The organism is Streptosporangium sp. NPDC003464, assembly GCF_053588315.1.
The window spans coordinates 17,006-28,455 of sequence record NZ_JBSFPS010000117.1 but is presented as its reverse complement, the minus strand read 5'-3'; the positions used below and the strand labels follow the sequence as shown (position 1 = coordinate 28,455).

Sequence of the window (11,450 nt, the reverse complement as noted above, 5' to 3'; positions counted from 1 at the left end):
CATAGATGATCTGGTGCTGGGGGCTTCGGAAGGCCCGCGGTTCGGGGAGTATGGCGCGGATGTGGCCGACGATGTAGGGCACGGTCATGCAGGTGGACCACCACGTCGCGTGGGTGACGGTGTCGAATCCGAGGGAGTCGTAGAGCGGCTTGCCGGCCGTCGCGGAGGTCAGGGTGACGGGACCCTCCAGGTGTCCCAGGACCGCGTGCATGAGTGCCCGTCCGACCCCGTGGGAGCGGTGCTCGGGCAGGGTGGTCACCCAGTAGACCCCGCCCACCCCGCCGTCGGCGACCGTCATGCAGGCCCCGGCGGGCACCCCGTCCCGCGTGGCGAGGAACAGCTCGATCCCCTCGCGTCCCAGCAGTCCCGTGGGGAACACCTCGCCCGCCTGATGGGGCTGGAAGGCCGGCAGCGGGAACCCGTGGACCACGATCCGCTCCGCCGTCTCCAGCTGGTCGCCGGTCTCCACCCGGTCGACCTGTACGGCCGGCGGCGCGGGCACCGGACCGGGGCGGCGGATCATGACGGGCAGCCGCCGGGGGCTCAACCCCGAACCGCCCAGGTCGAGCGAGCTGAACGGGTCCTCGACGACCACCCCGCCGGTGGATCGGCGCCGGGCCAGGTCCGTCAGCTCGGCGAGATCGTCCGCGTCCGGCTCCGGCGAGAGCAGCAGGATCCGCAGGCCGCTGCGCTCGCTCCCGTCCACGCCGACGAAACCGGGCCGGTGGACCAGCGCGTGCCCACGGGTCTGCGCGAGAGTGCTCCAGAAGGCGGCGGCGTTCCGGGTGGCCAGGTGGAGCGAGGTCATGTCCGCGACGGGGTCGGCGAGCGCTGGTTCAGTGGTCACGGGGACAACCCTACGAGACCATCGGATCCGATCATCCGCGGGCGGTGGTGCGGCCCCCGGGACTTCCGGGCCCGCACCACCGCGCTCATACCGGCTCAGGAGATGTGGAGCAGTGTGTCCGTGTTCTCCAACCTGGCCACGGCATGGCTGATCTGCGGCATGTCCTCCGAATAGGTGAGGGAGGCGATCGCCTTGGACGCCTGCTCGTAGCGCTCCATCAGCACCCTGGAACGGCCCAGGCCGAAGCCCAGCAGGCAGTTGGCCACCGGGTCCGGGGTGAGCTTGTCCGCCGGGACGTCAGTGGGACAGGCGGCGGGCAGGGACTGGCCGTTCATCGGGTCGTACTCCGTGGGGGACGAGGTGCACCGCCCGTCTCCGAAGGGGGACTGATCGGGCAGGCACGAGGCGTAGGTGTCCCGCGCGGTCCGGAACATCTTGGAGATCATGAGGTCGTCGCCCAGATCCGACGGGATCCTCTGTGCACTGAACAGTGCCATCTTCATCAGATCGTCCTGCTCGATCGTCTTCGCCCAGCCGATCTTGGAGTATTCCCGCAGCAGGGTCGCCGCCCTGGTCACCGCCTTGTAGACCTTCAGGGCCTCATCGATCTGGCTCCCTTCCACTCGCCGTCGACCTTGACCGGGCCGGTGAAAGGCGCACTCGTGACCGTCTGCATGAGTGCGGCATGGAGCGGTATCTCGACGTCATGCACATACCGCTCCTTGGGGATCTGCTCCCTGTTGTGGTCGGCGGCGTAGTGCACGTACCCGTCGAGCACAGCCGAGGCGTCATGGAGGGCGATCTCCTGCAGGGCGGCGAAGATCTCCGCGCCCCAGCTGTCGAGCTGGGAGCTCAACGTGGAGATCTGCAAGTTCACCTGGTAGAGCTGCGTCTGGGTGATCCGGCCCATCCGGATGACCTCGTCGAATTTGTTCACCATGTCGGTGTAGATCACCGACAGCTGGGCGTCGACGGAGTCGAAGCGGGCCTGCATCTGCTTCCCCAACTCCGAGATCTCGTCCCGCAGCGCCATGATCTCGCCCTGGACGCCGCCCGGCATGGAGTCGGTGAACAGCGGCAGCAGAGCCTGGACGCCTGCCATGACCGCCCCGAGCATGTTCGCGGTGGCCACATTGCTCAGCACGCCCAATCCCATGCCGGTGGCCGCGGGCAGGAAGTCGCTGATGGCCTTGCCGATCTGGTAGCTCGCTCCGGCGACGATCTCCAGAGTCCTGCCGAAGTCCGTGTCGACCCAGCCCGACAGCTGACCGAGGATCTTCAACGCGAGGTAGGAGTTCTGCAGGGCCTGGTCCCAGTCGACCTTGTCCTTGACGATCTCACCGTAGGTGTCGAAGTCGATGGCCGGGGTGTAGTCCGTCAGTGACACGTGCTCGGGGATCTCCAGCCTGTCCCCCCCAATGTGCGACATCGGGCCGATAGGCGTCGGCGGTGGTCCACCAGGACGATGCCCTGTTGTAGACCAGCACCTGGCTGGGCGCGGTGGCCGAGGCGTCGTCCATGGCCCAGCCGACGACTTTCACCTGGTTTCCCCACCCCGGCTGGTGCTCGACCCTCTCCAGCTCGCCGTACGGAGCCGATGCGAGGGTCAGGGACGGGGCTCTGCCCTCGACGAGCTTGCGCACTCGGGCCGGCCGCTTGAACCCTCGGGCGGCGCGGCGGTGATGTGCAGGTCCACCAGGCCGTCCGGCGACCCCTTCCGCTTCTCCTCCGCCTTCTCCCTCCGCTTCTCCCGCTCCGTCCCCTTTCCGTCGGGCGGCGCCGCCTGTCCGGGCGGCGCTGCCGGCAATGTGACAGCGCGTGCGCTCCAGCGGCGCCGTCCGCACTCCGGGGAGGCTGCCTGGGATGTCCAGCGACTTCAGGACAGCCGGGGACACAAACCGACAGAGCGCCTGGGAGAGAAGAGAAGAAGGTAGATACGTGGAGGCGTCGCAGGTAGTGCTCAACGAGCACTACTCGCCCCAGTCGCTGCAAGTCGCCGCGTGGGATACGCCCACAAACCGGCTGTCCGGGAACGGTTGGGCGCCCCGGCCTGCGCCCGCGCGGCATCGTCCACGCGCGTGGGCAGGTCAAGCCGCTCGGCGGCAAGCAGGAGCGCGTCCTCGCTCCGCCGAGGGGCGGCAAGCCGCGTGACGTCCCGCTTCCGGAAGCGTCGCGCTGCGGCTCGCCGCCCGCATCAAGGTCGCCGCGTGTTCGTCAGGGCCGTCGCCACAGCGGCGCAGGCGCAGGTCAGGACAGGACAGCAGGACGCTAGTACATCGAGATGTGCGTGTGGTCGAAGTGGTTGGCGGTGACGCCGCCGCGGTCGGACATGGGACGCCAGCCGGAGCCGGAGTTGATGCGCTGGCGCCAGATCACGTATTTGACGCCGAGGCTGGCCCTGTTCTTGACGGCCCAGGCGGCGATCTCGTCGCCGAGCTTGACGTGGGCGGCCGAGGGCATCGAGCCGCCGGTGCTCATCATGAAGTCGCAGGCGCGGCCGAGCGGGTGTTCGCCGCCGTCGTTCACGGCCCGGTAGCAGCCGACCGTGTAGGGCAGGGCGAAGCGCTTCTCGATGGCCTCGCGCATGATCCGGGTGCGGTCGGTGATGTTGTCGGCGCCCGTGGGCAGTTGGGGCGCCCAACTGCCGTCGGCCCGGCGGCCGGAGCCCGTGGGGACGAGCGCGTCGAGCTTCTTCTCGATGGCGTCGATCAGCTTCTCGGCCTCCTTGCGCTGGGTGGCCACCGCCGCGGTCTCCTGGCCGATCTGCTCGGTGAGCCGGGCCGCCTTCTCCGCCGCCTGTTTCTTCAGGTCCCGGCTCTGGGCGAAGCCCTGCAGGTAGGCGCTCTGCTGGGCGGTGAGCTGCTGCATGATCGCGGCGCCGCCCATGTCGATGTTGGTGGAGAACAGCAGGGACGGTAGGTCGCCGGTGCTGCTCTGGTAGCGGAGCTGGGCGATGGAGTCGACCTGCTTGTCGGCCTCCTGGTAGGCGGTCTCGGCCTTGCGCAGGTCCGCCTTGGCGACCACCTCCGCGGCCTGGGCCTTCCTGAGGGACTCGCGCTTGGCGGCGTAGGTCTCGATGAGCGTGTCGACCCGCTTGTTCAGGTCGGCCAGTTCGGCGCGGAGCTGGGACTCCTTGGGTTTGGGGGCCGCGCTGCCCGCGGTCTTGGGCTTGGGGGCCGCGCTGCCCGCGGTCGCCGTGCCGGAGGTGAACGCGAGGACCGAAACCACGGAAATGGTCAAGGCCGCATGGCGACGGAACGTGGGGGATAGAGCCGCCACGACTCTCCTCTCCATCCGCCTACCGGGTTAGCTGACGGGTTCGGGCTGGAGGAAGCCCTTCCACCGAAGTGGTTCACCCCAAGTGCGGTGGTTCCCCGGCTCCCGGGCGACGCGCCCGGAATTAGGCATTTCGGACATTAGGTCCGATGTGTGAGGATAGTAGTGGTAAACCCCAGGTAACGCGACCCCAATCTGAGACTAATAAGTGATCATCCTGTGACAACTTCTCGCAAAAGGCGCGCCGCCTCCTCGGGAAGGACGTCGTTCACGAAAGCCCCCATGGCCGACTCCGACCCGGCGAGATACTTCAGCTTGTTCGGCGCCCGCCGGATGCTGAACAGCTCCAGGTGCGCGTAGGAGAGGTCGCGCCCGACGTTCACCGGCGCCTGGTGCCAGGCCGCGACGTACGGCATGACCACGCCGTACAGCCCGTCCAGGCGGCGCAGCACCTCCGTGTAGAGCGGACCGAACGCCGCGCGCTCGGCGGGCTCCAGCGCGCCCAGGTCGGGGACCTGGCGGTGCGGGTAGAGGTGGACCTCCACGGGCCAGCGCGCCGCGGCGGGGACGAAGGCCGTCCAGTGCTCGTTCGAGGCGACCACGCGGATCCCGGCCTCCCGCTCGGCGGCCAGCACGTCGGCGAACAGGTTGCGGCCGGTCCGCTCCCGGTGGCGTCCGGCCGCGGCGAGGGAGAGCTTGGTGCGCGGGGTCACGTAGGGGTAGGCGTAGATCTGGCCGTGGGGGTGGGCCAGGGTGATCCCGATCTCCGCCCCCCGGTTCTCGAAGCAGAACACCTGCTCCACGCCCGGCATCGCCGACAGCTCCGCCGTACGGTCGATCCACGCCTCCATGACCAGGTCGACCTGGTCGGCCGAGAGCGCGGAGAAGGAGGAGTCGTGATCGGAGGTGAAGCAGACCACCTCGCACCGCCCGGCCCCCGGGCGGACCTCGCTCAACCCTCCGACCTGGTGGTATTCGCCGATCTGGGAGGAGAAGGAGGGGAAGCGGTTCTCGAAGACGACCACGTCGTAGGAGGCTGAGGGGACCTCGGTCAGATGGCCGGGGGTCGACGGGCACAGCGGGCACTCACTCGCCGGGGGGAGGAAGGTGCGGCCCTGGCGGTGCCCGGCCACCGCGATCCACTCCTCGGTGAGCGGGTCGTAGCGCAGCTCGGAGGCCGCCGGGCGGGGCGGCAGGTCCCGCTGGTCGATCGCGCCGCGGTCGGCGCTGTCGTGCCGGTCGAAGTAGAACAGTTCCCGGCCGTCGGCCAGGTGGGTGATGGTGCGCTTCATCGGCTCAGCGCCTCGCTCTCCTGCTGCGGCTCGGTGATGATCAGCTCGCCCACCTGGGCGGTGAGCTCGTCGCGGGCTTCCTCCGGCAGGCCGGAGTCGGTGATCACCACGTGGGCCTGGGCCAGCTCGGCGATCGTGCTGATCCCCACCGTCCCCCACTTGGTGTGGTCGGCGAGCACCACCAGGCGGTGCGCGGAGGCGACCAGCTCGCGGTTGGTCTCCGCCTCCAGCAGGTTGGGCGTGGTGAACCCGGCGCGGGCGCTCATCCCGTGCACGCCGAGGAACAGGGTGTCCACGTGGAGCCCGCGGATCGCCGCCACGGCCACCGGCCCGACCAGCGCGTCGGAGGGGGTGCGGACGCCGCCGGTCAGCACGACGGTGCGGTCCGGGCGGGGGGAGCGGTGGAAGACGTCGGCGATCCGGATCGAGTTGGTGATCACCGTCAGGTCGGGCACGTCGACCACGGAACCGGCCAGCGTCCAGGTCGTGGTCCCGGCCGACAGCGCGATGGCCGTGCCGGGCCGGACGAGCTGGGCCGCGTGCCGGGCGATCGCCTCCTTCTCCGGCTGCTGGCGCACCGACTTGGCGGCGAAGCCGGGCTCCTCGGTCGAGCCGGGGCCGGCGACGGTGGCCCCGCCGTGCACCTTCTCCACCAGGCCGCGCTCGGCCAGCACCTCGAGATCCCTGCGGATCGTCATGTCGGACACGCCGAGCTCGCGGACGAGGTCGGCGACCCGGACCCCGCCGCTGCTGCGCACCCGCTCCAAAATCGCCTGCTGCCGCTGTTGGGCGAGCATTGACCAACTCCTTAATCAAACAGATTCCACCAAATTATCACGGGGCAGCTGGGTGATCGGTGTTGAATTCTGGTGAATAGCTGCTCACAGCCGCTCAAGCTCGGCATGGATGTTCGCCCTGGCCGAGGCTTCGAGATCGGCGATCTTGAAGATCGCCGGCAGGTCGAGCAGCGCGCGCAGCACCGCCGCCCGGCCCTCCCGGAAGGCGTCGTCGGGGACGAAGGAGTACTCCTGGCGCACGGCCGCCGCGTAGGCCGCGTAGATCTCCGGCGGAGCGGCCAGGATCGCCAGGTCGGCGTCGCACAGCACGGCGCCGTCCGCGTCGCCGGGGGCGGGGTCGTGGGTGGCGGTGAGCCTGACCAGCCGGGCCACCGTGGCGACCGCTCCGGCGGGCAGCCCCATCTCGGGCAGCATGCGCTCGGCCAGCCGGGCGCTGCGCTCCTCGTTGTCGCTGCGGTGCGGGTCGTAGACGGCGTCGTGGAACCAGGCCGCGAGCCGTACGAGGTCGGGATCGGCCGCGCTCCCCGCCAGTGTGTCGATGTGGGCCAGCACGGCCTCCAGATGGTCGGCCGTGTGATACCTGCGGTGCGGCTCGCCGTAGCGGGCGATCAGGTCCCGCCCGAGGCCCTCGGCCTCGGGCCCGGCCAGGGACCGCCAGCGGTCCATCAGCTCTGCGCTCATGCGGGGAGCCTAAAACCATGGTCAGCGCTCGTGTCGGCCACCCCGCGAACGGTGAGGATCCGGTCATGCGACTGACCTCTGTCCTGCTCGTCCTGATCACCGTCACCGCCTGCGGGAACGGCGGCGGCACGGCGTCGTCGCCCCCGCCCGCCCCCACGCCCAGCGCCCTGTTCACCCCGCCCCCGGTCGCCTTCGACGAGGCCGCCGGCATCGCGGCCAGGGACGGCCGGGGCGGGCGGGTCACGAGACTCCACCTGTACGGCCCGCAGCCGCCGATCGTGTGGCTGGCGGCGGTCCTGGGCGGCGACGGGGTGCTGGCCGAGCTGCGGGTGGACGCGACCACCGGGAAGGTGGTCGACAGACAGGCCGCCGACCCCGAGGCCGCCGGCACGGCGGCGCACCTCGTCGCCGGCGACGAGATCGGCGTCGCCGGGGCGCGGGAGGCCGCGGCCAAGGCCGTGCCGGGCGGCTGGATCACCGCCGCGGGACTGGAGGAGAGACGCGGCGGGGTGGTCTGGGCGATGGAGGCGGTCGACCCGGCCGGGCGGACCAGGAAGATCGAGGTGAACGCGGCCACCGCCGCCACGAGAATCGTCCCTTGAGCCCTTGTACGGCATGCCTCCGAGGAGGAATGTGAAGGCCGGACCCTACGCAGAGGGGCGGTCGGCATGGGCAGACGGGCACGTAAGAGCCGGGCACGCAGGAAGCGGAAGGCCAACCACGGCCGACGGCCGACGGCCCGCTAGCTAGCTGCGGCGGCCCCACGAGGCGAGCAGCCTGGTCTGGGGGTCGGTGTCCGAGGCCACCGGCTGCTGCTCTCCTATGACGCCGGCCTGGCGGTAGCCCTCCTCCGTGCGGGCGAACCAGACCGCGCAGGTCTCGACCAGCTCGGGGTCGAGCCGCTCGTCGGCGCCGATGGCGCGGGCCAGGTCCCAGGTGTGGATGAGGGCGTCGGCGAACAGCTCGGTGATGTATTCCTCCCCGGCCACGTCGCCGAACGACAGGTGGACGGTGCGGGTCAGGGACCCCTCCCCGGCCGCCGCCTGGGCGGCGGCCACCGCCGAGGTGTCGAACGCCTTCAGCGGGTCGTCACCGAGCAGGTCGCCGTCGAAGGCGTCGCCGAGCTCGGCGACGGTCCGTCCGGCGAGCAGCTCCGGAGCCCAGCGGTTCTCCCCGACCACATGGTTGACCAGCGCGCGCACGTCCCAGTCCACACACGGCGTCCTGTTCCCCCACTGCTCGGGCTTGATCCGGTGCACAAGAGCGCCGAAGTCGTCCAGCGTGCGTCGGTAGGCCTCACGTATGTCGATAGTCATCATGTCCTCCCGAGTCGTCATTTCGACCGTAACTCCTGAGTCGTACGGAGTCATCGCGACCGTGGGCCGGACCGGACGGCGCGCGCGGGCAGGAGTGCTCCGGGGGCGCGGCGGCGCGGTTGGCGCTCTGCGTGAGCGCGCCGCGCCATAGTGTCATCCATGGGGGAAGCATCCGGATCGGCTGGATTCTCGCGCGGCTTCAGGCTGGTGATCGGGCTGGCCGCCGCGGTGGTGGCGCTGGCCGGGGTCAGGGCGGTGGCCGACATCGCCGGCCCGGCCTTCCTGGCGCTCGTCCTCACCGTCGCGGTGAGCCCGCTGCGGGTCTGGCTGCGCCGCCGGGGCGCCAGGCCGTGGGTGCTGGTCACGGTCCCGCTGCTCACGGTCCTGCTGCTGCTCGTCGCGCTGGTCGGCGCGCTGGTCGTCTCGGTGGCGCAGCTCGTGGCGCTGCTGCCCTCCTACGCCGGTCAGTACCAGCGGCTGCTCGACTCGATCGCCCGGGAGATCGACCACCTCGGCATCACCCAGGAGCAGGTCAGGTCGGCGATGAGCAAGCTCGACCCCGGCTCGCTCATCGGCCTGGTCCAGAGTTTCCTGGGCGGCCTGTTCGGCGTCGGCTCGGCGCTCGTCCTGATCACGCTGCTGCTGTTCGGGATGAGCCTGGACGCCACCGCGGCGCACGACGCGGTCAGGTCGCTGCGGGCCTCGCGGCCCCACATGGTCGGTGCGCTGGGCGAGTTCGCCCGGGGGACCTGCAACTATCTGATCGTCTCCACCGTCTTCGGGCTGATCGTGGCGGTGCTCGACGCCATCGCCCTGTGGATCATGGGAGTGCCGCTGCCGCTGCTGTGGGGTCTGCTGGCGCTCATCACCAACTACATCCCCAACATCGGGTTCGTCCTGGGGCTCCTCCCGCCCGCGCTGCTGGCGCTGCTGGACTCCGGGCCGGGCGCGATGGTGGCCGTGGTGGCCGTCTACTCGGTGCTGAACTTCGTCATCCAGTCGCTGATCCAGCCCAAGTTCACCGGCGAGTCCGCCGGGCTGTCCACCACGGTCACCATCCTGTCCCTGCTCGTGTGGACCTACGTCCTCGGCGCCCTGGGGGCGATTCTGGCGGTCCCGCTCAGCGCCCTGGCGCGTGCGCTGCTGCTCGACTCCGACCCCGTGACACGCTGGGCCATCCCCCTGGTCAGCGGCCGGACAGCCGGCCGCCCCTGACGGCCGGGTCCGGCCGGGCCCGCCCGGCGCGCTCCACGGAGCCGGCTCAGAGCTCCTTCAGCGCGGCCTCCACCGCACGGTGGAAGGTCGGGTAGGCGTAGATCATCTCGCGGAGGCGGCGGACCGGGATCCTGGCGTGCACGGCCAGGGTGAGCATGCTCAGCACCTCGCCGCCGACCGGGCCGGCGCTGGTCGCGCCGGCCAGGACGCCGTCGGCGGCGACGAGCTTGACGAACCCCTCGTTGCCCGCCCGGTGGATCCAGCCCCTGGTCGAGTCCGGGATCCGGGTCAGGGCGGTCCGCACCTCCAGGCCCTGCTCCCTGGCCTGGGCCTCCGACAGCCCGACCGAGCCGATCTCGGGATCGGTGAAGGTCACCCGGGGCACCGCGTGGTACTCCGCGTCGTGGACGGGCTCACCGAGGATGTCGCGCACCACGATGTCGGCCTGGTACATCGACATGTGCGTGAAGGCGCCCTTGCCCGTCACGTCGCCCAGCGCCCAGACCCCCTCGGCCGCGCGCATCCGCCCGTCGGTCTCGATCGACCGGGCCGACTCGTCGAGCCCGACCGCGCCGACGCCCAGCGCCCTGAGGTCCGAGCGGCGCCCGGTGGCCACCAGCAGCCGCTCGGCACGGACGGCGGGGCCGTCCTCGACCTCCAGCGTGAACGCCGAGCCGTCGTGGCTCACCCGCCGGGCCCTGGCGCCGGTCCGCACCTGGATGCCCTCGGCCTCGAACACCTCGGTGATCAGCGCGCTCGCCTCCGGCTCCTCCAGCGGCAGCAGCCGGTCCGCGCCCTCCACCACGGTCACCGCCGTGCCGAACCGGGAGAACACCTGGCCGAGCTCGGCCCCGATCGCCCCGCCGCCCAGCACGATCAGGGACTCAGGTGCCTTCTCGGTCTCGATCGCGTGGTGGTTGGTCCAGTAGGGGGTCTCCCGCAGCCCCTCGATCGGCGGCACGGCGGGCTGCGAGCCGGTGGCGACCACGATGCCCCGGCGGGCCCGCAGCACCTGGCCGTCCACGGTGACCTCGCCAGGACCGGTGATCTTCGCCGCTCCCCTGACCAGGCGGGCGCCCTTGCCGGTGAGCCGGTCGGCGGCGACCTGGTCGTTCCAGCCGTCGGTGGCCTCCTTGCGGATCCGCTCGGCCACCTGGGCCCAGTCGGGTGAGACCGTCGAGTCGCCCGCCAGCCCCGGTACGCGCCTGCCCTCGGTGAGCAGGTCGGCCGCGCGGATCATCATCTTGGACGGTATGCACCCCCAGTAGGGGCACTCGCCCCCGACCAGGGCCGCCTCGACGGCGGCCACCTGGAGGCCGGCCTCGGCCAGCCGTCCGGCGGCGTCCTCGCCGCCCGGACCCGTGCCCAGCACGATGATGTCGAATTCCATGCCTCAACCTTGCCCTTCGTCGGACGTGGGAACGTTTCGGAGGTGGCCGAGCAGGCGGGCGAGCTGCTCGCCGTACCGCTCGGCGAACTCCTCGGAGGCCGGGTCCTCGCCGCAGATCGCACGGGCCACCTGGGGGAAGACCGCCCCGGCGTTCGAGGCGGAGAAGAGCATGAGCAGCAGGTGGGCGGGGTCGAGGTCGTCGGGGAACTCGCCCGCCCGCTGCCGCCGCCGCATGTCCTCGACGTCGCGCCGCATGTCCTCCGCCACCGCGGCGCTCTCGCCGCCGCTCTCCTCCAGCCCCTCCCAGATGAGGATCCTGGCGGAGTCGCGGTCGCTGACGGTCGCCCTGACGTGGAAGCGCACGAGCTCGGTCAGCGGGAACGAGGCCCCGGCGGAGGCGCTCTCCCGGCTGTGCCACCGGGAGGTGAGCGCCTTGAGCAGCCCTTCCTTGCCGCCGAAGTAGTAGGAGATGAGCTGCTTGTTCACCCCGGCCCGGGCGGCGATCTCACTGACCCTGGCTCCGGCGAACCCCTTGGCGGAGAACTCGGCCCTGGCGGCCTCGATGATGCGCTCCCGGGTGCGCTCGGGGTCGCGCCGCCGTTCGGCCGGAGCGCGGCGAGGGGTCTTGTCCATGTC

The 11,450-nt window shown here is 71.0% G+C and carries 13 protein-coding genes and 1 riboswitch; of the genes, 3 read left to right on the top strand and 10 right to left on the bottom strand.

The annotated features are described in order from the left end of the window. The 7 genes from ACWDS7_RS25065 to ACWDS7_RS25035 all read right to left on the bottom strand — a co-directional run. A partial coding sequence (locus ACWDS7_RS25065) for a GNAT family N-acetyltransferase (RefSeq protein ID WP_451931254.1) occupies positions 1-847 on the bottom strand: 847 nt, incomplete at its 3' end. Between the two features lie 95 nt (positions 848-942). Continuing rightward, positions 943-1,470 carry a hypothetical protein gene (locus ACWDS7_RS25060; protein WP_451931253.1) on the bottom strand — a complete coding sequence of 176 codons (528 nt, stop codon included), beginning with the start codon at positions 1,468-1,470 and terminating at the stop codon, positions 943-945. Then, positions 1,440-2,276, bottom strand: coding sequence for a hypothetical protein (locus ACWDS7_RS25055; RefSeq protein ID WP_451931252.1), 837 nt, complete (start codon positions 2,274-2,276; stop codon positions 1,440-1,442). Before ACWDS7_RS25055 ends, ACWDS7_RS25060 begins: the two co-directional genes overlap by 31 nt. Before the next feature lie 839 nt (positions 2,277-3,115). Then, complete coding sequence (locus ACWDS7_RS25050) at positions 3,116-4,075, bottom strand: coiled-coil domain-containing protein (RefSeq protein WP_451931251.1); 960 nt, start codon at positions 4,073-4,075, stop codon at positions 3,116-3,118. A 53-nt stretch (positions 4,076-4,128) separates the two neighbouring features. Further along, positions 4,129-4,264: riboswitch (cyclic di-AMP (ydaO/yuaA leader) on the bottom strand. Positions 4,265-4,335: 71 nt separating this feature from the next. Further along, positions 4,336-5,415: a galactose-1-phosphate uridylyltransferase gene (galT, locus tag ACWDS7_RS25045; protein ID WP_451931250.1), complete on the bottom strand. Its 1,080-nt coding sequence runs from the start codon at positions 5,413-5,415 to the stop codon at positions 4,336-4,338. After that, a complete protein-coding gene (locus tag ACWDS7_RS25040) occupies positions 5,412-6,212 on the bottom strand; it encodes a DeoR/GlpR family DNA-binding transcription regulator (RefSeq protein WP_451931249.1) in 801 nt (266 codons plus the stop codon). The genes galT and ACWDS7_RS25040 overlap by 4 nt, the downstream gene beginning before the upstream one ends. An 84-nt stretch (positions 6,213-6,296) precedes the next feature. After that, positions 6,297-6,893, bottom strand: a complete 597-nt coding sequence (locus tag ACWDS7_RS25035) for an HD domain-containing protein (RefSeq protein ID WP_451931248.1) — start codon at positions 6,891-6,893, stop codon at positions 6,297-6,299. Positions 6,894-6,958: 65 nt separating this feature from the next. Here ACWDS7_RS25035 and ACWDS7_RS25030 point away from each other — a divergent pair, with 65 nt between their 5' ends. Continuing rightward, positions 6,959-7,495, top strand: coding sequence for a PepSY domain-containing protein (locus tag ACWDS7_RS25030; protein ID WP_451931247.1), 537 nt, complete (start codon positions 6,959-6,961; stop codon positions 7,493-7,495). A 66-nt stretch (positions 7,496-7,561) separates the two neighbouring features. Further along, positions 7,562-7,639, top strand: a complete 78-nt coding sequence (locus ACWDS7_RS25025) for a 50S ribosomal protein bL37 (protein ID WP_370879797.1) — start codon at positions 7,562-7,564, stop codon at positions 7,637-7,639. Here the strand turns inward: ACWDS7_RS25025 and ACWDS7_RS25020 are convergent, their stop codons facing one another. Then, positions 7,640-8,212, bottom strand: coding sequence for a TIGR03086 family metal-binding protein (locus ACWDS7_RS25020; RefSeq protein WP_451931246.1), 573 nt, complete (start codon positions 8,210-8,212; stop codon positions 7,640-7,642). Between the two features lie 156 nt (positions 8,213-8,368). Here ACWDS7_RS25020 and ACWDS7_RS25015 point away from each other — a divergent pair, with 156 nt between their 5' ends. Continuing rightward, positions 8,369-9,424 carry an AI-2E family transporter gene (locus ACWDS7_RS25015; RefSeq protein WP_306866349.1) on the top strand — a complete coding sequence of 352 codons (1,056 nt, stop codon included), beginning with the start codon at positions 8,369-8,371 and terminating at the stop codon, positions 9,422-9,424. 46 nt (positions 9,425-9,470) lie between these two features. Here the strand turns inward: ACWDS7_RS25015 and ACWDS7_RS25010 are convergent, their stop codons facing one another. Next, the gene (locus tag ACWDS7_RS25010; protein ID WP_451931245.1) at positions 9,471-10,814 is read right to left on the bottom strand and encodes a dihydrolipoyl dehydrogenase family protein; all 1,344 of its coding nucleotides are present in this window, start codon (positions 10,812-10,814) and stop codon (positions 9,471-9,473) included. 3 nt (positions 10,815-10,817) lie between these two features. Then, positions 10,818-11,447 carry a TetR/AcrR family transcriptional regulator gene (locus ACWDS7_RS25005; protein WP_451931244.1) on the bottom strand — a complete coding sequence of 210 codons (630 nt, stop codon included), beginning with the start codon at positions 11,445-11,447 and terminating at the stop codon, positions 10,818-10,820. Positions 11,448-11,450: the final 3 nt, after the last annotated feature.